This window comes from Corynebacterium sp. 22-2729 (assembly GCF_053479475.1).
Window position 1 is genome coordinate 253,233 of record NZ_JBRBCA010000002.1, and the last position, 19,501, is coordinate 272,733.

The 19,501-nt window shown below is 60.0% G+C and carries 14 protein-coding genes; 8 read left to right on the forward strand and 6 right to left on the reverse strand.

Features of this window, described 5'->3' with window-relative positions:
- Positions 1 to 4: 4 nt before the first annotated feature.
- A complete protein-coding gene (gene prfB, locus ACUY2T_RS02625; protein ID WP_293791925.1) occupies positions 5 to 1,132 on the reverse strand; it encodes a peptide chain release factor 2 in 1,128 nt (375 codons plus the stop codon).
- Between the two features lie 30 nt (positions 1,133 to 1,162).
- Between prfB and ACUY2T_RS02630 the strand changes: the two genes are divergently transcribed.
- Both ACUY2T_RS02630 and hisN read left to right on the forward strand, forming a co-directional pair.
- Entirely contained in the window at positions 1,163 to 2,032 is an 870-nt protein-coding gene (locus tag ACUY2T_RS02630) for an inositol monophosphatase family protein (RefSeq protein WP_448307481.1), read from the forward strand.
- 73 nt (positions 2,033 to 2,105) lie between these two features.
- Positions 2,106 to 2,951 (forward strand): histidinol-phosphatase, encoded by an 846-nt coding sequence (gene hisN, locus ACUY2T_RS02635; protein ID WP_448307457.1) that lies wholly within the window; start codon positions 2,106 to 2,108, stop codon positions 2,949 to 2,951.
- Positions 2,952 to 2,965: 14 nt separating this feature from the next.
- On the opposite strand, the gene ACUY2T_RS02640 is transcribed toward hisN, so the two are convergent.
- Entirely contained in the window at positions 2,966 to 4,489 is a 1,524-nt protein-coding gene (locus ACUY2T_RS02640; RefSeq protein ID WP_448307459.1) for an NAD-dependent succinate-semialdehyde dehydrogenase, read from the reverse strand.
- Positions 4,490 to 4,655: 166 nt separating this feature from the next.
- On the opposite strand from ACUY2T_RS02640, the gene pgi reads away from it, so the two are divergent.
- A complete protein-coding gene (gene pgi, locus ACUY2T_RS02645) occupies positions 4,656 to 6,359 on the forward strand; it encodes a glucose-6-phosphate isomerase (RefSeq protein ID WP_448307461.1) in 1,704 nt (567 codons plus the stop codon).
- A 460-nt stretch (positions 6,360 to 6,819) separates the two neighbouring features.
- On the opposite strand, the gene ACUY2T_RS02650 is transcribed toward pgi, so the two are convergent.
- The 4 genes from ACUY2T_RS02650 to ACUY2T_RS02665 all read right to left on the reverse strand — a co-directional run bounded on the left by ACUY2T_RS02650 (position 6,820) and on the right by ACUY2T_RS02665 (position 15,119).
- Positions 6,820 to 7,578 (reverse strand): neuraminidase, encoded by a 759-nt coding sequence (locus ACUY2T_RS02650; RefSeq protein WP_293791929.1) that lies wholly within the window; start codon positions 7,576 to 7,578, stop codon positions 6,820 to 6,822.
- Positions 7,579 to 7,689: 111 nt separating this feature from the next.
- Positions 7,690 to 8,604 carry a hypothetical protein gene (locus ACUY2T_RS02655; protein WP_448307463.1) on the reverse strand — a complete coding sequence of 305 codons (915 nt, stop codon included), beginning with the start codon at positions 8,602 to 8,604 and terminating at the stop codon, positions 7,690 to 7,692.
- Positions 8,605 to 9,295: 691 nt separating this feature from the next.
- Positions 9,296 to 10,141, reverse strand: coding sequence for a DNA-formamidopyrimidine glycosylase family protein (locus ACUY2T_RS02660; RefSeq protein WP_448307464.1), 846 nt, complete (start codon positions 10,139 to 10,141; stop codon positions 9,296 to 9,298).
- Entirely contained in the window at positions 10,134 to 15,119 is a 4,986-nt protein-coding gene (locus ACUY2T_RS02665; protein ID WP_448307465.1) for a DEAD/DEAH box helicase, read from the reverse strand. Before ACUY2T_RS02665 ends, ACUY2T_RS02660 begins: the two co-directional genes overlap by 8 nt.
- A 34-nt stretch (positions 15,120 to 15,153) precedes the next feature.
- On the opposite strand from ACUY2T_RS02665, the gene ACUY2T_RS02670 reads away from it, so the two are divergent.
- From ACUY2T_RS02670 to ACUY2T_RS02690, 5 genes are all read left to right on the forward strand, one after another.
- The gene (locus ACUY2T_RS02670; RefSeq protein ID WP_034981149.1) at positions 15,154 to 15,918 is read left to right on the forward strand and encodes a 3'(2'),5'-bisphosphate nucleotidase CysQ; all 765 of its coding nucleotides are present in this window, start codon (positions 15,154 to 15,156) and stop codon (positions 15,916 to 15,918) included.
- A gap of 35 nt (positions 15,919 to 15,953) precedes the next feature.
- Entirely contained in the window at positions 15,954 to 16,880 is a 927-nt protein-coding gene (locus ACUY2T_RS02675; protein ID WP_034981152.1) for an alpha/beta fold hydrolase, read from the forward strand.
- Positions 16,870 to 17,859 (forward strand): lipase family alpha/beta hydrolase, encoded by a 990-nt coding sequence (locus tag ACUY2T_RS02680; RefSeq protein WP_448307466.1) that lies wholly within the window; start codon positions 16,870 to 16,872, stop codon positions 17,857 to 17,859. The genes ACUY2T_RS02675 and ACUY2T_RS02680 overlap by 11 nt, the downstream gene beginning before the upstream one ends.
- Before the next feature lie 92 nt (positions 17,860 to 17,951).
- The gene (locus ACUY2T_RS02685) at positions 17,952 to 18,773 is read left to right on the forward strand and encodes a thymidylate synthase (protein WP_448307467.1); all 822 of its coding nucleotides are present in this window, start codon (positions 17,952 to 17,954) and stop codon (positions 18,771 to 18,773) included.
- Positions 18,774 to 19,478, forward strand: coding sequence for a dihydrofolate reductase (locus ACUY2T_RS02690; protein ID WP_448307468.1), 705 nt, complete (start codon positions 18,774 to 18,776; stop codon positions 19,476 to 19,478).
- The last annotated feature ends 23 nt before the right edge of the window (positions 19,479 to 19,501 follow it).

Here is a 19,501-nt window from a genome sequence, read left to right on the forward strand (position 1 = left end):
AGGCTTAGGCCTCCTGCTGCTGCGCCATGCGCCAGCGGATGCCTGCCTCAAGGAAGCCGTCGAGGTCACCGTCTAGCACCTTGCTCGGATCGTTAACCTCGACGTTCGTCCGCAGATCCTTAACCATCTGGTACGGGTGCAGCACATAGTTGCGCATCTGGTTACCCCAGGAGTTCGAGCCGTCGCCCTTGAGCGCATCCATTTCGGCTTGTTCTTCTTGACGCTTCCGCTCCAGCAGCTTCGCCTGTAGCACTCGCATGGCGGAGGCCTTGTTCTGGATCTGCGATTTCTCGTTTTGGCATGTCACCACGATGCCGGTGGGCACGTGGGTCAGGCGTACTGCCGAGTCGGTGGTGTTCACCGATTGCCCACCCGGGCCAGAGGACCGATAGACGTCCACGCGCACGTCGTTTTCATCAATGTCGATGTGGTCGGTCTGCTCCACGACGGGCAACACCTCTACCTCGGCAAAGGACGTTTGACGACGGCCTTGGTTGTCGAATGGGGAAATGCGCACCAGGCGGTGGGTGCCCTGTTCCACGGAAAGGGTGCCGTACATATATTCGCCATGGATGACAATGGTGGCGGATTTAATGCCGGCCTCCTCGGCATAGGAAATGTCGTAGACCTCGACCTTGTGCCCTGCCTTTTCCGCCCAGCGGGTGTACATGCGCAAAAGCATCTCTGCCCAGTCGGCAGCATCCACGCCACCGGCGGCACTGCGAATATTTACCACGGCTTCGCGCTCGTCATACTCCCCAGACAGCATGGTCGTCACCTCAAGAGATTCAATCTCCTGACGCAGTTCTGTCCGCTCTGCATCGGCTAGCTGCACGGCTTCCTTGGCTGCCTCCGGGTCATCCCCGGCCTCTTCGTCGGCCATGTCGTAGAGCACGGGCAGATCGTCCAGACGCTGGCGTAGCCCCGTCACCTTCTTCAGCTTCGCCTGCACACGAGAAAGCTCGGAGGTTACCTGCTGTGCGTAGTCCGGATCATCCCACAGCGAGGGGTCGGCGGACTTATCCTCCAGTTCGCGGGCGCGGTCGCCCAGCTCGTCGAGATCCAGCACCTTCTCGATGGTGGTCAGGGTGCCGTCCAGGTCGCTTAAGTCTGCAGAAACTTCCGGTTGCATAATGCGCAAGTCTACCCCGCGGCATGCACAATGGAATGCATGGCTACTAACGGTTCTGATTCTTCATCCCCTATCCCCGAGGACATGCTGAACGCGATCATTAAGACGTTCATCGTGGCGCATGTCGACGATTCCGATCATCATCTGGCTCAGGCGCTGGTCTACAACGCAGGTCGACTTGCGTGGCGCATGCGTCAGACGGGAGTGGATACAGAGCACAAGACATCTGTCAGCGATGTCGTCACCGCGGCCGATCGGGCTGCGGAGAAGTTCATTGCCGACGCCCTGCGTGCGATCCGCCCTGAGGATGGGCTCTTGGGCGAAGAGGGCACGCGAGTGGAGTCGAAGTCGGGTCGCACGTGGGTTATCGACCCGGTCGATGGAACGTACAACTTCACTACTGGCTCCGATTATTGGTGTTCCGCCCTAGCTTTGGTGGAGGGTGACCCGGATAAACCGAATGCCCTGTTGTTCGGCGCCGTTCACCGTCCGGCGATGGGCTATACGTGGTTCGGCGGTCCTGATATTCCTACGACTCGTGACGCCACTAGCATCAGTCTGTCGAATACCTCCGCGGAGCTGACTTGCCTCGGTGGCTACCTACACCCCACCGATATTGCGGACAGTACCCGACTACGCAGTTGGTCCGCTGTGGCCACGCAGTTTGCCACGGTGCGGATGCTGGGGTCTGCGTCCATTGACTTGGCCTGCGTCGCCGGAGGCGAGCTCGGCTGCTGGATGCAGCACAGCGTGGCCAGCTGGGATTGGTTGCCGGGGCGTGCTTTGGTGGAGGGCGCTGGGGGCGTCACAAAGAAGGAAGAGAAAGACGGCACAACCTGGTTTATTGCCGGGGCGCCGGACGCGGTGGAGCAGGCTGCCACAGCTCTGCGTGAGGCGTAGCCCCTACCCCTTATTCACACCAGTCACATCTTCCCCATAGCCTTACGCGCGCCACAGGGTTATCATGTGTTGCATGACGGACGCGGTTTCCACATATGCAGATGACCTAACCCTGGCGCTTTCGCTTGCCGACGCAGCCGATGCGATCACCATGGCGCGCTTCGAGGCCAACGATCTCAGCGTTGAGTCTAAGCCGGATCTCACCCCTGTCAGCGATGCCGACACCGCCGTGGAGAAGGAGCTGCGCTCTATCATCGCCGCCCACCACCCCGATGACGCCCTGCTGGGTGAAGAGTTCGGCGGCGACGTCACCTTCGCTGGTCGGCAATGGGTCATCGACCCCATCGACGGCACCAAGAACTTCGTCCGCGGGGTACCCGTATGGGCCACGCTGATCAGTCTGCTCGTGGATGGCAAGCCCGTCGTGGGCGTGGTCTCCGCTCCTGCATTGGGTCGGCGTTGGTGGGCAGCCGAAGGCGCTGGGGCGTGGAGACTTTTCAATACTCCAGCCAGCGCAAGCATCGAGGCTGGTACCACTGAGGGCGGAATCCCCTCGGCGGGCGCGCGACAACTTGAAGTATCGAAAATCGGCCAGGTCGAGGATTCCTCGATCGCCATTTCTTCACTGTCCGGGTGGGCACAATGTGGCAAGCGCGAACAGCTGATCAGCCTCACGGATTCCGCGTGGCGCCTCCGCGGCTACGGTGACTTCTGGTCCTACATGCTGGTCGCCGAAGGAGCGGTGGATATCGCGGCGGAGCCGGAGGTGAGCCTCTGGGATCTGGCCGCACTAGTGCCGATCGTTACGGAAGCGGGCGGGCGATTCACTGCCCTCAATGGCGAGGACGGTCCGCACGGCGGATCCGCCGTCGCGACGAACGGCCTGCTGCACGAGGCCACTCTTCAAGCGCTGTCCTAGACCTCTCTAGATCTCTACACGTCGAGTGCCAGGTACACGGTCTCCAGGTACTCCTCGATACCCTCAAACCCACCTTCGCGCCCCAGACCGGACTGCTTCACGCCACCGAAGGGCGCAGAAGCATCCGACAGGGCTCCCCGGTTCACGCCCACCATGCCGGCTTCCATTCGCTCGGCAAAGCGCAGCGTCTTTTTCATATCCTCACCCATGACATAACCCGCCAGTCCAAAGACCGTATCGTTGGCGATCTTTTGTGCCTCATCATCACTGGAGACCCGCTGCACAGCAGCAACGGGGCCAAAGATTTCCTGGTTAGCAATCTCAAACTTGGGCGTCACACCCGTAAGCACCGTGGCGGGGTACCAGAAACCATTCGGATCCAGATCAGGGTGCGTCTCCCCCAGCTTCTCCAATGCCTCATTGCCGCCGAGAGCCACATTCGCACCCTCCTCAACGGCCTTCGCAACCAGGTCGCGCACGCCATCCCGCTGTTCTTCGCTTACGAGCGGCCCCATCGTGGTCTTCGAATCAGTACCCGGCCCCATGACGAACTCGCTCATCTTCTGAACCAACCCGGATTCAAACTCGTCAGCCAAAGACTCGTGGACGATGAAACGGTTAGCAGCCACGCACACCTGCCCCGCCCCACGCATTTTGGCCGCGATAGCCTGCTCCACCGCTTTGTTCACATTTGCATGCTCCAAAACGACGAAAGGCGCGTTGCCACCCAGCTCCAGGGATGTGCGGATCGTCTTCTTCGCTGCGGTGGCCGCCAGAGTTTGCCCCACCTCAGTGGAGCCGGTGAACGTCAGCTTGCGCAGGCGATCATCGTCCAGCAACGCGGAAACGCGACGAGCTGAAGACGTCGGCAGGACCTGGAACACCCCATCTGGAATACCCGCAATTCGGCCCAGCTCCGCGAAATACAGCATGGTCAATGGCGTGAGCTGAGCCGGCTTGGCAATCACGGTGCATCCCGCGGCCAACGCAGGAGCAAGCTTGCGGGTAACCATCGCCAGCGGGAAGTTCCATGGAGTAATAGCCAATACCGGCCCCACCGGGCGGTGTGTAGTCACGATGCGTCCATTGCCCGCGGGCGCAACCCGATACTCGCCACTAATAGCCGCGGTTCGCTCACTGAACCACCGCAGATACTCAGCCGCGTAAGTCACCTCGCCCTTCGAATCCGGTAGCGCACGTCCCAGCTCCAGAGACTGCAAAGCCGCCAATTGTTCAGCGTGCTCGTTTACCAGATCGAACAGCCGTCGCAAGATCTCGGAACGCTCCCGAGGAGCAGTTTCACCCCACTCTGCTTGCACCTCCACAGCCTTTTCCATGGCCTCTCGCGCATCATCCTCTGTTGCCGCCGCGACTTCCGCGAAAGGCTTCCCCGTGGCGGCGTCAAGAACAGAAAAAGTTTCCCCTTCGGATCCAGAGCGCCAGGCTCCACCCAAGAACAACCCCGTAGGCACCTCGAAGGTTTGCCCGGCTGCGCTCAAAGTAGTGCTGAAATCAGATGGAATGGTGAAAGAAGTCATGCCTCCACATATACGCGCCTTCCGCGCCGACTACATTTACGCGCCTTCAGCTCCAGCCACATTTACGCGCCTTCAGCGCCCACTACGCAGACCACCACGCACCCGCGGCATTTCCACTACCGTGGAAAGTGACATTTGCAGTGATGAAAGGAGCCCGGCAGTGCCCATGCCACAACAACGCGAATCCGCACATAAGACTCGGGAGTGGAAGAAGCTCACCGAATACGCCGACGCAACACGCGGCACCCAACTGCGGGAGCTTTTCACCGAGCAGCCGGGGCGCTCCAGTGACATGACCTATAACGTTGGCCCGCTGCATGTGGACCTGTCTAAGAACCTCATCGATGAGCGTGGTCTGCGACTACTGCTAGACCTGGCTCGCGCGCGTGGCCTGGAAGATCACCGCAGCGCCATGTTCGATGGCGAACACATCAATAGCACCGAGGACCGCGCTGTACTGCACACCGCGCTGCGCATTCCCGTGGATCGGGAGTTTAGTATTCCGGTTGATTCCGAAACAGGCGAGACACAAGACGTAGCCGCCGATGTACACGCCGTGCTGGGCCGTATGCGCGATTTCGCAAAGGCACTGCGCTCTGGCTCGTGGCAAGGTGTCACCGGCCACACCATCAAGCATGTGGTCAACATCGGCATCGGCGGCTCCGATTTGGGCCCGGCAATGGCTGCACAGGCGTTGCGCCCGTACATGACGGCGGGAATTACGCCACACTTCATCTCCAATATTGACCCTGCGGACGTGGCCGGCACCCTCGACGGACTCGATGCAGAATCCACGCTGTTCGTCATTGCCTCCAAGACCTTCACCACGTCCGAGACACTGGCCAACGCCCACGCCGCGCGCCGTTGGCTGCTGCAAACCCTCTCCGATGCTGGGGTTGAGGTCGAGGGAGATGACGCCATCCGCGACATCACTGCCAAGCACTTCGTGGCCGTATCCACCGCTGCAGAGAAGGTTCAAGATTTCGGCATCGACACGAAGAACATGTTTGAGTTCTGGGACTGGGTAGGCGGCCGCTACTCCGTGGACTCCGCGATTGGCCTGTCGCTGATGGCAGCCATTGGCCCACAGGACTTCATGCGGTTCTTGGAGGGTTTCCACGAGGTAGATGACCACTTCCGCACCGAGCCGTTGGAGATGAACATTCCGGTACTGATGGGCATGCTCGGCGTGTGGTACACGGACTTCCTGGGAGCACAATCGCATGCCGTGCTGCCGTACTCCGAAGACATGGCGCGCTTCCCCGCGTACCTTCAGCAGCTGACGATGGAGTCCAATGGCAAGTCCGTGCAGCTGGATGGCACGCCGGTGGAGATCCCCTCAGGCGAGATCTATTGGGGTGAGCCCGGCACCAACGGCCAGCACGCCTTCTTCCAGCTGCTGCATCAGGGCACACACCTGGTTCCGGCGGACTTCATCGGCTTTATCAACCCGCACGACGATGCAGTGGCCGCCGACGGAACCACCAGCATGCATGACATGTTGATGTCCAATTTCTTCGCCCAGACTCGTGTACTGGCCTTCGGCAAGAACGCAGAAGAGCTGGAGGAAGAAGGTGTGGCTCCTGAGCTCATCCCGCACAAGGTGATGCCCGGCAACCGCCCGACCACCACCATTCTGGCTAACAAGCTGACCCCGAAGGCACTGGGTGCACTGATTGCACTGTACGAGCACATCGTTTTCGTCCAGGGCGTGATCTGGGGCATCAACAGCTTCGATCAGTGGGGTGTAGAGCTCGGCAAGAAGCAGGCAAACGCACTGCTTCCTGCGGTTACTGGCGCGGAGCGCAGTGACGCCGGCGACTCCTCCACCGACGATTTGATCGCTTACTACCGCCAGCACCGGGTCTAGCGCTAACAAGTGGGATGAGTGATTGGAGACACAGAATTGCTAACACGGAGGCCTGGGGCGTCGATATCTAATACGAACCCCGCTTCCGAGTGGCTTGGAGCGTTGCTTGAAATGCTCTAGGCATTTCTTTCCCCACAAAAAGCGGGGGTTCGCCACTGTCCGAGATTCGCAGTCCTCGCCTTCCCAACAAGGCGGTGCACCGAAATCTGCTACCCCATCGCGGGATCCCTTAATGGAGTGCCGATGCTCCTGGCTGTCCCCCTTATGATTCCGTGGTTGGCGATTTATGCAATTTGGGTTGCCCTGCACCCTGGCCAAGGATAAGCACTGTCCTTTCGCCGAGCAGGGCGAGAAGGTCGCGCCCAAAAGTTTAAGCGCAAGAAGATTTAAGCGCGACAAAGGCTCCCTGCCGAAGCGGGGAGCCTTTAAAGTTGCTGCACTACCAGGGGATCAAACGTCCTTAGAACAGACCCTTGGTGGGCTTGTGCATCACGTCAGTGGTGGTGACTTCGCGGGAGTCAACGTTCTGGTCATTAGAGGTGGACTTGTCCTCCTCCAGACGACCGGTCTGCGTGACGGTGATGTAGTTCACCAGGCGGCCCAGCTTGGTCTTGCCGTCGCCGAAGTTCAGGTTAGCCAGCAGCTTGGACTCACCCGGGTTGACCGGGTTGGACAGGGTGACCTCGAAGCTGCGGACAGACTTGGCCTTGTCGAAGCCCAGGTCGCGAGTGTATGCACCGTTGAACCAGCCCGGAGTGATCAGGCGGTCAACACCCTTTGGTCCCTTTTCGGTGTGAACGTCGATGCGGAAGGTGGTAGCCGGGAAGTCCTGGTAGTAGATCTCGGAGCCAACGTTCTTAGCGGAGATGGAAACCAGGCCAGCGAAACCTGCGGACTTGCCAGCAGCAACGTGGATCTCAGGCTGCAGGTCGTACTTCTCGGCCGGAGCCTCAGCTTCCGGCTTCTCGGCAGGCTTCTCAGCCTCTGCCTCTGGCTTCTCAGCCTCTGCTTCTGGCTTCTCAGCGTCAGCGGCCGGAGCCTCTTCTGCTGGAGCTTCAGCGGGCTTCTCAGCCTCATCGGCAGTGACATCGGTTGCTACTACGTCGTTGTTGAAGCCAGGGTCAACGGCGTCTTCTGCGAAAGCGTTGCCAGCGCCTGCGAAGGCGGTGGTCACACCAATAGCGGCAGCGAGGGTCAGGGAAGCTGCATTCTTCTTCATGTGAGGGGGTTCCTTACTTTGTAGAGGTGCGGGTCGAAGCGTTGCGAGAGTTGATGCGAGATGAAGGTATTCAAGCGCTCCGACGCCACGGGAGTTTTAGCGAAGGGGGTTTTAAGCCTCTGCGGCTGCGTCGTCAGCAGGCTTGTCAGCAGCCTCGGAGTCGGCCGGCTTGTTTGCGGCAGCGTCATCGGCTGGCTTGTTGGCGTCGTCAGCTGGCTTGTTGGCGTCGTCAGCTGGCTTCTCGGCCGGCTTGTTAGCCTCTTCAGCTGGCTTGTTGGCGTCGTCAGCTGGCTTCTCGGAAGGCTTCTCCGCATCCTCCGGCTTAGCCGGAACTGCGGAATCAGCCGGGTTGCCGTACAGCTTCATGTTGACCTGGTTCTTCACCGGGGTCAGAGCGGACCACGGGGTCGGGGTGGACCAGGTGCCGTTCGCCTTGCAGAACTGCTGGGTACCGGTCATGTTGATGGTGCGGAAGCCGTAAGTAGCCTCGCCGGTGTGGCCGGCCGGAACGTCGTACGGGCCGATCTTCTGGCCAACATTCCAGCTCAGGGAGTAGGAAGCCTCAGCGCCGATGCTCTTAGCCAGCTCGTAGGCAATTCCGACGCTGCCCTTGCCGCTCTTGGCAGATGCCTCGCCGCCCAGGTTTGCGCTGACCGTCTCGGTGCGGTCGCCCTTGATGCTGATGGTGATGGTCTGGGTCTTGGACAGTTCCTGGGTCAGCGGGATGGTGTTCTTGGACTGGTTGGTAGCAGAGATGGTGCCAGCCGGGGTGAACTTGTCGTCAACCTTGTAGACGACGGTGCGGTAATCCTCACCGGAGTTGCAGACCGGGTGCGGGTTCAGGATGTTGGCCTTGATGTGGTCGCTGCCGTGGGTGGTGTTGACGATCGGCAGGGTGGGGTTCAGCTTCGGGGTTTCCGGGTAGTGCTCTTCCTTGGTGATGGCAGATGCCGGGGATGCGACTGCAGCTGCAACGATGACAGCAGCAGCGGCAGCACTTGCGCCGTTCTTCCACAGGTTCTTCATGTTTTGTGCTCCTCTTGCACGCCCACTGGTCGAAAAATGCGGTCCGACTACAGCCGGTCCGCGTTAGCGAGTGCATTGGTGATGCTGCGATAGTGCACGTCGCTCTACTTCAAAGGGTCTTGCGAGTCTTCGCCCAGGTGGCTTTGTTCGAATCAGGTTAAGGGGTGCCCTCGCCTGGGTGATGCTCGGTATTCGTGAGGACCGCACACCGCTCAGGCTCTGAGTGACGAGATCCAACTTTAGACCCTCGAAGCTTCTCATTGTTCGACAATTTTGCACCGCAGTGCACCACATTCAATCCCAATGTCATCTTGCGTTAACCTCTAGTTAACCGTAGAAAACTTAGCCAACCCTTAAAACGCCTCTCAGGCGCGCCCGAAACGACATTCACTGTTGATGTACCCAATTCGAACTCGATTTCAATTAGCCTCTCGCCGCGACCATATAAAACTCGATCAAACTGTAGCCCCACCCCGTTCCCTGCCGAACAATTCTCAAAATATAAGAACCCTCACCCCTTTTTCGAGCAAAACATTTCAACCATCAACCTGCGATTCACCCCATAACCCCCACTTTAGTGAACTTTAGGTAAACTCTTCTCACCAGGCATTTCCTTAATGGGCGCGCTACATTTTACCCCAATATGGGGTTATTGTATCTCGCTTCACTACCCCTGCTGGAGCTTCAATCCTCAGTGCCCTTGACAGTTTGGGCACCACCAAATGATGCGCTCCAGCTCGCCTGCATCCAGTTCCGGATCTCCTCCAGCCCAGCGCCCGCCCAACGTCCCCTGCAAAATTGCCGTCCCACACCTCCGGCACGCTTTCCCTGCACGCCCAAACACCCACGTGCTGTACCCTGGCCGGCGATCTCCAGTAAAAACCCGGTGCGGTTCAAGACGGTTGTCCCACATCAATCGTCGCGCCATATCTATAGCCTTGGCGACGCCTTCTTCTCCCACTCTCCCGACTTCCACTTCCGGGTGCATTCCCACGAGGAACATCACCTCAGCGCGATACTCGTTGCCAATTCCTGCAACATTCTTCTGATCCAGCAAAGCAGCCCCCAGGGAGCGCGTGGGCCGTGCCATAATCCGCTCGATTGCCTCATGCCTTCCCACCGTCTCCCACTCATCCGCCAGAATGTCCGGCCCCAAATGCTCCACCACCTGCGGGAAGTCGGCAAAGGGAAAGACCCGCACAAATCCCAGATCGTGCCCTACGATCTCAATCTCTACCCCTCCCGGATGCTGCGGGCTGAAGCGCAATACAATGCGGGCACTGTAGCCAGGCCGACGCCAGCGTTCACCCGCCCGGTGAATCGCCCATACCCCCTCCATCTTCAGGTGGGTGTGGATCACCCGCTCCCCAATGTGCATAAATAGGTGTTTGCCATAGGGCCAGACCCGGTGCACTTCATCCCCATCAAAAGTCTCGGTCGCAAACCGCGGTACACGAATATCCGTGTACCGCACCGTCCGCCCGGTCATCCATTGGAGTCGGTTGGAAAGTTGTAGAACGGAATCACCCTCAGGCACGGATACTCAATCCTTTCGGAGTAAGTCGCGCCCCAGCGGCTACCCAATCCGTCGTATTAATGTCCATCGCCGAGGAACCATTGACCTTCTCCACGGTCACAGGACTCAATCGTCCAGCACGGACGGCTTCCCGTAGGACTCGAACCACCAGATCTATTTGCGCTGCGGGAATTGCCGGCGACTCCGATGTGGCGTCATTAAAATCGAGCCGAGCAAAAAACACCACGTTTTTACCTCCGCGAGAGACATACGCCTCGGCGCGACCTGCCGCAACGATAATCATGGCGCCAGCAGAACGCGTGGGAGCCATCAACTCGGCGCTCGAACTACCTGGCTGTACAGTGCTTGAACGTGGCCACGGCAGCGTGGAACCGTAGGGGTTCGCCGGATCCAGAACTGACAGCAGCAGCGGAACGGAGGCTTCCGAATTGTTCATTGCCTCTCCACCACGCCCATCCTGCGCGCGCCGCAATTGGGAGATCACATCGCGCGGGGCAAACTGCGCACCGCCCAGGCCTTCGACGATATAGCCGCGAAGGACTTCACCGGAATCCTCCCAAGCGCTCAAAGTTCGATAAGCCTCGGCAAAACCACCGGCGGCCTTTTCAGCAACGACGGCTCCGCGGGTCACCACCGCATAGCGGTCGATCCAAGCCTCGGACAGCACGAGAGCCTTTTCAGCAGCGTCCGGCCTTTCTACGCCACCGGCACCCGCAGTACCTATAGCACTCACTGGACTAACGCCCGATACCGCCGACCAACGCCCTGGCACGGACGAGTGCGCATTCAATGCCTGTCGGGCTGCTCGCGCAAAACCACTGCGCCCCATCCGTACCCGTCGCACCGAGCCACGCCCCTGGTTTCTCCGCGGTGCGCGATGAGCTTGTTTACCGGTGGTCCCTGCTTCCACCAACCGTGCTCTCAGAGCCGCGAAACTATCGGGAGTAACCAGCCCAGCATCGAAGAGTTCCCACAGCGCCGCGTCCACTTCCGCATGTCCCGCTCCCGTCGCCGACTGCAACTCAGCTGCCAGAAACGCACCACCTCGTTGCAGATGCTCGAGGATCTGCGTGGCCACCATGCCGAGGGATGTCCCTTCCTTCTTTTCGACGCCGCGTTCCAGCCCTGCATCACCTCCCAGCAGGTACTCGGCCATGCCAGTGGGCATAAAACTCACCCAGGCATCCTTGGCTCCGGCCTGTCCGGCACCAGTAGTGAGAACCTCCCCGGTGCTGAGCAGCTCATCTAAATCCCCCGGCTGATAGTCCGGAATGCGAGCTGGAAGCACCAGCGTTTCCCATGCACTGGCGGGAATTGGCACCCCGGCAAGTTGTTCGAGCACGCTGAGGAGCTCCTCGCGCTGCATGTGCCCCAACCCATGCCAGTCAGCCAGGAACTGGGCATAGGTCTGCTGAGTTACGGGTTCCAACGCTCCGCGGGCAGCGGCCAAAGTCGCTGAACGCAGACGGCGCAGCATCCCTGTGTCCACGTATTGCATCTCGGACTGGGCATCTGCCTCTGCGCCACTTGGCGAGACGGAACCGGTGGCGTCCTCGAGAAACACAAAGCGCCCCGAGCTCAAGCGACGCTGCTGTGCTCCCCTAGTATTTTGCGTCCATTTCGTAAGCAGTGCATCGGCCGTTGCGCGTCCCAGGCCAAACTCCGCTGCAGCCTCTGAGGCAGTAGTAGGTCCGCGGTTCTTCATCCACCGCAGCAATAATTGGTCAATGGCATTATCCACCTGATCAACCTGCTCAGTGACGATGGCAACTCCCGGTGGAACTGGCACTCCCAGCCCATCGCGCAGCAGCGCCATGTCCTCGACAGCAGCTAATTTGGCCTGCCCGCCGAAGTTGACCTCCATCAGGCGAGTCGGAATCAATTCGAGCAGTTGATTGAGGCTATCCTCCACTGTCCCCGCCCACGGCTCAAGGCGCTCACACACGCCATCGGTGCTCAGCGGGCCGAGCGCACGCAGCATATCCACAGCCTGTTCCACGCTGCCAGCCTTGCGCCCCTCCGCCAGCCACTGAGCGGCGTTCACCACGCGCCGTACCGCAGCCGGGTCTAGGGCCATGCCCTCCTCACGGGTGCCCAGTACTTTGGCAAGCAACGCGGGATCCACGGCCAGGGCTGCGGCCCGTTCTGCAGAATCTCCCTCATAAATAAAGGCGCTGGTATAGGTGAACAACAGCGACTCCGCAAAGGCACTTGGCCCCTCGGTTGTGACCTCCGCCAAACGCACACCACGCTGCCCTAGCCCCGCCACCAAGGTCTTCAAAAAATCCAGGTTGTACACGTCGTGTACACACTCCCGCATGGTCTCCACCATCACGGGGAACTCCGGATGCTCGCGGGCAACATCCAACAATTGGGCGGCACGCTGGCGCTGCTGCCACAACGGTTGGCGCTTGCCCGGGTTTCGGCGCGGCAGCAGCAAAGCCCTAGCTGCACACTCGCGAAAACGTGCGGCAAACAGGGCGGAGGATCCCACTTCTTCCACCACATCCGATAGCGTGGCCTCTGCCCGCTCGGAGCCGCCAAAGCCGTGTTCGCCGAGCAAAAGCTCCATTCCCGGAGGTTCCTCGGAATACGGCAGGCGCAGCACCATGCCGTCATCTCCTGCCACTGCCATTGCGTCGATACCTGTGCGGCGGTTCAGCTCTGCACCCAACGCCAGCGCCCAAGGTGCATTCACTCCCCGACCAAACGGCGTGTGCACCACCACGCGCCAATCACCAATGTCATCGCGGAAGCGCTCGATCAGCACGGTGCGTTCATCCGGGATGATTCCAGCGGTTTCCTTCTGTTCCTGGTAGTAGGCATCGAGGTTGGCGCGAGTGTGGGCGTCCACAAAATCGGCAGAACGTATATCCCCTAAAGTGTCAGAACCCCAGGTACGGCGGTTCTCACCGATGGCCATGCCCAGCTCCACCGGGCGGCCTGCGGCATCACCCACCCAAAATGGCAGTCGACCAGTGTGCCCGGCGGCGGGGGCAACGATCACCTGGTTGCGGTTAATTTCCAAAATCCGCCAACTGCTCGCCCCCAGGGTGAACACATCGCCCACACGAGATTCGTAGACCATTTCCTCGTCCAGCTCGCCCACCCGGCGCGCGCCGTCGTTCTCCCCGGCAGCCAGGAAAACCCCGAACATGCCGCGATCCGGGATGGTGCCGCCGCTGGTTACCGCAAGGCGCTGTGAGCCGGGACGGGCTTCTAGGGTGCCGGCCACAGGGGCGTACACCACGCGGGCTTTTAGGTCAGCGAAGTCAGTAGAGGGATAACGCCCGCTGAGCATCTCGACAACCCCATCGAAGGCCTCCCGCGGCAGCGTGGAATAGGGATGAGCGCGGCGTACCACCCGCCACCACTCCTCCACGTCGAGCGCGTCTTTTCCGGCACTCGCCTGCACACTTGCAGCCACGGTCTGCTGCGCCAGCACATCTAGCGCATTATGCACCACGTGCAGTGGCTCCAATTCTCCCTTGAGTAGCCGGTCGACGACCACCACCGCAGCCTCAGCGTCCTGCTTGTGCAATGGGTAGATCGTCGCGTGGCTGGTCGCTCCCACGTTGTGCCCGGCGCGACCACAGCGCTGCACTGCCGCAGCCACTGACGGTGGCGCCCCAACCTGTACCACGTGGTCCACCAATCCCATATCGATGCCGAGTTCCAAGGAACTCGTCGCCACCACGCAGCGCAGTTCACCGGACTTCAACGCTGCCTCAATGTCCGCGCGTTCCTCCTTCGACACGGAACCGTGGTGTGCCCGTGCCACGCCTTCACCGCTGATCCCTCGCACTGCGCCGGACTGTGCCATCAACTGTGCTGGGTCGCGCCGTGTTAAAGCCGCCAGTGCATCGGGATCATGTTCTTTCGCCCACTCCTCGTTGAGAGCCCCGGTGAGCCGCTCTGCTGCGCGCCGGGAGTTCACGAACACGAGGGTGGAGCGGTTTTCCATCACCTGCTGGTAGATCGCCTTTTGCACATGCGGCCATACGCTCTTTTGCTGCGGTAGCGCGGATTCTTTGTCCACGCCACTGGCCACCCGTGCGCCCGAGCCATTCTGTGTGCTGCCACCCACGCCCTCGCCAATGAGGCTGGGGCCAAGCAGTGCCTCATCTATGGGGCCTATTGGTTCCTCTTCTGGCTCTTCTGTTGACGCCCCCTCGTCCGCCACCTCATACTTCGCCAACGCGATGTCCTCCGCTGCCGGAGGATCTTGAAAATCCTCCACCACGCTGATTACCTGCACATCCCACGATTTCGGCTGCTCTGGGTTCACCACCGTTACCGGTCGATCACCGCCGAGGAAACTAGCAGCCTTATCCACGGGATTCACCGTCGCCGATAGTCCGATGCGCTGAACTGCCTGACCCGTCAACATCTCTAAACGTTCCAATGACAGAGCCAGATGTGTGCCGCGCTTCGTTCCCGCCACGGCATGCACCTCGTCGACGATGACGGTGTCCACATTCGCCAGCGTGGCCGCGGCCTTGCTTGTCAGCATGAGGTACAGAGATTCGGGGGTGGTCACCAAAATCTCCGGTGGATTGCGCAGCAGCTTAGAACGTTCCGACTGCGGGGTATCTCCGCTGCGCACTCCCACCCGTACGGGCGCTACGGTTTCCCCCATCGCGTCCGCCACCCTAGCGATGCCAGCAAGAGGGGCAGCCAGGTTTCGGCTGACGTCTACGCCCAGGGCTTTCAGCGGGGAAATGTACAGCACCTTGGTGGGACTGGACTTTTCAGGCGTAGGGGCGTCATTAAAAAAAGATCCCCCAGAAAGCTTTGACAGTGACCAGAGAAAAGCCGCTAGAGTTTTGCCGGAACCGGTCGGCGCTACAACCAGCGCATTCTGACCTGCAGAGATAGCCTTCCAGGCTTGGGTTTGCACGACCGTCGGCTCGGCGAATACATCCCGGAACCACGCTGCAACGGGGGCATAAAAGGAATCCAGCGGGTCAACAGCCATGTGACCATTTAAACAGACCGCTAAAGTAAGAACTATGACGGCTGAACTCAATGATGCGACGCTGGCCCAGAGACTCGCGCAGGGCACCGGGGAAATCCTCAAAGGCGTAAGAAACGTAGGTCTGCTCCGCGGCACCGAACTCGGGAAAGCGGGCGACGCACTAGCACAGGACTGGATTGCCCGGTCCCTCATCCAGCACCGTCCGAATGATGCGATGTTGTCGGAAGAGGCCGAAGATGACCTCGCGCGCCTGGACAACTCCCGCGTGTGGATTATCGATCCGCTTGATGGCACCCGCGAGTATGCAGGAGGCCGCCAGGACTGGGCCGTGCACATCGCCTTGGCAGAAAACGGCGAGATCGTCGAGTCCGCCGTAGGTATGCCGGATCTGGGGCGTGTGTTCAGCAGCGCCGAGGTCCGTGCCGTTCGGGGGCAGCGCACTAACCGTCTAGTCATCAGCCAAAACACCACTCCCGCCATTGCAGAGTTCATCGCCGAAGACTTGGGCATGGAGCTGGTCACCATGGGTTCCTGCGGTGCCAAGGCCGTCTCCGTAATCCTGGGAGATAACGACGCTTATGTGCACGCCGGCGGCCAATACGAGTGGGATAACGCCGCTCCTGTGGGCATTGCACAGGCCGCTGGTCTGCACACCTCCCGCTTGGATGGCACACCGCTTCGTTACAACTGCGAGTCTCCATACCTGCCGGATCTGGTCATCTCCCGCCCTGACCGAGCCGACGAAATTCTGGCCTCCGCCGCGAAGTTCCACGAGAAGCACGGAGCTTATTCTCTCTAGATGTTTAGCCCCCTTAGCCCTTAAGCTAGGGCGGTATGCTTCCTTTTTCCTTCTTGACGCCCCGCCCCGCCTCCCGCGCGCAGCTGGAGCCGGACGCGGACATTCCCGCCACGCTGCAGGGGCGCTTCGTCCTGGGCGCTCCGGCTAATAACCCGCAGAAGGAGCTTTCGGAAGAGCACCCCTATCCCCTGGTTTTCATCCACGGTACGACGGATAATTCCTTCCGGTGGCAGAAGGCCACGACGTACTTTGCAGCCCGTGACTACTCTGTGTGGGCCTTTAACTACGGCAAGCCGGAAGTCGGCCGTCCCGCTATACCTGGGGTGTTTGCTGTGAACGATATCGACGAATCCGCCGTAGAGATCGCGGAAACAATCGATTACATCCTGGACGTGACAGGCGCCAGCAAAGTGAATCTAGTGGGACATTCCCAGGGCGGGCTGCACATTAAGAAGTACATTGCGGAACATGGCGGACACGAGAAGGTGCATCGTGCGGTGGGCATTGCCGCGACCTATCACGGCACCACGATGACGGGTATGTCCTCGATCCTGCAGAATTTGGTGGATCGCAACCCGGAGTTTGCGGATCTGGTGGCGGGTAAGGCTGCGGTGCAGCAACTGAACCGTTCGGAGTTGATCCGCAAGCTCAACGAACTGCCAGATACTCACCCAAACGTTACTTATACGAACATCTACACCTCGAAGGATCTTACGGCCACGCCGAATTCGACGTCCCAGCTGGAGTCGGTTGACGGAGCCGATGTTGCAGAGGCGGAGGTCGGCGAGGTCTGCGGATTGTTACTACCCCCGGGGCATGCGTCGCTACCTGAAAACGATCACGTAATTGGCCTGGTGGAATGGGGATTGACCCGCGACCAGGGTGATTGCACACCTGTGCACGTGGGTTGTAACGGTGGCCAGCGGTGGAAGTTGGGCTATCGTTTCTTCTATGACAACTAAGTATCTCGCAGTCGGGCGGACTCGCAGTGCCGCCCGTGCCAGTGTCGCCGCACTGGCTCTCACCCTGACTTCCTCTCTTTTCTCTGCCACGCTCGCTCCTGCCGCTTTGGCCTCCCCTAGTGATGACGCCGCCGTGCCAGATGGGCTCGTAGGTAAGCATGTGGCAACTACCCCTGTGAACAATGCCCTGTGCGTGCCTTCGCCGGAACATCCGAATCCTGTCGTTTTCATCCACGGCACGTCGGATAACTCCACGCGCTGGCAGAAGGCCGCCAATGCTCTTACGGAGCAGGGCTTTTGCACCTGGGCTTTCAACTATGGAAAGCGTCAGGATAGCAAGCCGAATCTGCTTGGTCTTTATGCCACGGAGGATATCGACGATTCCGCCAAGGAGATCGCATCAACCATCGACTACATCTTGTCTGTCACGGGTGCAGAGAAGGTCGATTTGGTTGGGCACTCTCAGGGCGGACTTCACCTGAAGAAGTACATCGCGGAAAACGGCGGCGGAGAAAAAGTCGACCGCGTGGTCGGCGTGGCTCCGACATATCACGGCACCACGTTAAATGGCATGGATAAGATGCTGCGCCCGATCATCGAGCGCAACCCAGAACTCGCGGAATCCGTGGCGGGCAAGGCCGGCGTGCAGCAGCTGATCGGCTCGGAGGTAATCAACCGGCTGAACGAGAAGCCGGATACTGACAAGCGCGTGCAGTACACCAACCTGTATTCCTCGGCTGATACCACCGCCACCCCGAACAGCACCTCCCAGCTGAAGTCTGTCGACGGCGCTGACGTGGCCAACGTGGAGATCGGAAAGGCCTGTAACCTTCTGATTCCGCCGGGGCACGCCGCCCTGCCACAGAACAACCAGACCATCGGTCTGATTCTGTGGGGTTTAACACGCAAGGCGGGCGACCATAATCCCACTACCAGCGACTGCGCCAACCCGACCAGCAAGTCGACACTCAAATCCTGACAGGCTCCGCGCCCCGTGCGTGCCACCTCTGACTGTCCGACGTAGACTATGTGGGACTTTGAATTAGAGCAGGAAAGGCAGGCGGAGCGTCAGTGGATACCCAGCAACAGCCAGGCTCCATCCCCACCCCGTATGAAGATCTGCTCCGGCAGATTTTGGAGACCGGTACTCCCAAGGGAGACCGAACGGGCACCGGCACCACCAGCCTGTTTGGTCGTCAGCTACGCTACGACCTCTCTGCGGGTTTCCCCCTGATCACCACCAAATCGGTGCACATTAAGTCCGTGGTTGGCGAGCTGCTGTGGTTCCTCCGGGGTGATTCCAATGTGCGCTGGCTGCAGGAAAACGGCATCCGCATTTGGAATGAATGGGCGGACGAAAACGGTGACTTAGGGCCGGTTTATGGCGTGCAGTGGCGCAGCTGGCCCACCCCGAACGGCCAGCACATCGATCAGATCTCGGGGGCTTTCAACATGCTTCAGACCAACCCCGACTCCCGCCGCAATATCGTCAGCGCATGGAATGTTTCCGAGCTGAACAACATGGCTCTGCCACCATGCCACCTGTTGTTCCAGCTGTATGTGGCAGACGGCAAGTTGAGCTGCCAGCTGTATCAGCGCAGCGCGGACATGTTCCTGGGCGTACCTTTCAACATCGCGAGCTACTCGCTGTTAACTCACATGTTTGCCCAGCAGGCGGGTCTGGAGGTTGGCGAGTTCATCTGGACCGGCGGCGATTGCCACATCTACGACAACCACGTGGAACAGGTAAAGCTGCAGCTTTCGCGCGATCCTCGCCCGTATCCGCAGCTACAGCTAAACAAGGCGGCGGATATGTTCTCCTACGACTTCTCCGATATCGAGTTCACCGGTTACGACCCGCACCCGGTGATCAAGGCAAAGGTGGCCGTATAAATGACGACTAACGAAAAGCCCCACCGTCCGACTGGCTATGAGCCCGGAGATTACCCGGATCTCACCGCCGCAGCGGTGAATTACGCGCTGGAGGCTAAGGGGATTTCCCGCGACCAGGTTGAGATTGGCATGATCTGGGCACAAACCACCGATGGCGTCATTGGTGATGGTGCGGACATGCCATGGTATCTGCCAGAGGACTTGAAGCACTTCAAGAACGCTACAAGCGGCTATCCGGTCGTCATGGGGCGCACCTCCTGGGAAGCACTAGACGATGGCTTCCGTCCACTGCCGGATCGCACGAATTATGTGATCACCCGGCAGGATAACTATGACGCTCCCGGTGGCATTGTCGAACCGTCGATCCCCAGCGCACTGGCCAACGCCGCCGAGCAGATCCTGAACGAGCTGACGGACAGCGCCGACAAAGGCGAGGGCGCTGACGACCGCACCCCTACAGTGTGGGTGCTGGGTGGCGGTCAGGTGTACGCCCAGTGCATGCCCGTGGCTGACCGCATCGTCATCACGGAGATTGATATGGAGGCACCCGAACGATTTCAGGTGTATGCACCACTGGTTCCGGAAGAGGAATTTGAAGAGTCGGCGCAGGACTGGCAGGAATCGGAAAAGGGCCACCCGGTCGACCAAGAAGTCGATACCGAGCAGCCCTTGCGCTACCGCTTCTGCACCTGGACGCGACGCTAGTCCAGGGCATCAGTTCATTCTGC

What these genes read in the sequence shown, in the direction of transcription:
- ACUY2T_RS02670 (WP_034981149.1), top strand. Translation starts at nt 15,154, where the DNA reads ATGACGGCTGAACTCAATGATGCGACGCTGGCCCAGAGACTCGCGCAG.
- ACUY2T_RS02665 (WP_448307465.1), bottom strand. Translation starts at nt 15,119, where the DNA reads ATGGCTGTTGACCCGCTGGATTCCTTTTATGCCCCCGTTGCAGCGTGG.
- ACUY2T_RS02640 (WP_448307459.1), bottom strand. Translation starts at nt 4,489, where the DNA reads ATGACTTCTTTCACCATTCCATCTGATTTCAGCACTACTTTGAGCGCA.
- prfB (WP_293791925.1), bottom strand. Translation starts at nt 1,132, where the DNA reads ATGCAACCGGAAGTTTCTGCAGACTTAAGCGACCTGGACGGCACCCTG.
- ACUY2T_RS02655 (WP_448307463.1), bottom strand. Translation starts at nt 8,604, where the DNA reads ATGAAGAACCTGTGGAAGAACGGCGCAAGTGCTGCCGCTGCTGCTGTC.
- hisN (WP_448307457.1), top strand. Translation starts at nt 2,106, where the DNA reads ATGACGGACGCGGTTTCCACATATGCAGATGACCTAACCCTGGCGCTT.
- ACUY2T_RS02630 (WP_448307481.1), top strand. Translation starts at nt 1,163, where the DNA reads ATGGAATGCATGGCTACTAACGGTTCTGATTCTTCATCCCCTATCCCC.
- ACUY2T_RS02675 (WP_034981152.1), top strand. Translation starts at nt 15,954, where the DNA reads ATGCTTCCTTTTTCCTTCTTGACGCCCCGCCCCGCCTCCCGCGCGCAG.
- pgi (WP_448307461.1), top strand. Translation starts at nt 4,656, where the DNA reads ATGCCACAACAACGCGAATCCGCACATAAGACTCGGGAGTGGAAGAAG.
- ACUY2T_RS02680 (WP_448307466.1), top strand. Translation starts at nt 16,870, where the DNA reads ATGACAACTAAGTATCTCGCAGTCGGGCGGACTCGCAGTGCCGCCCGT.
- ACUY2T_RS02650 (WP_293791929.1), bottom strand. Translation starts at nt 7,578, where the DNA reads ATGAAGAAGAATGCAGCTTCCCTGACCCTCGCTGCCGCTATTGGTGTG.
- ACUY2T_RS02690 (WP_448307468.1), top strand. Translation starts at nt 18,774, where the DNA reads ATGACGACTAACGAAAAGCCCCACCGTCCGACTGGCTATGAGCCCGGA.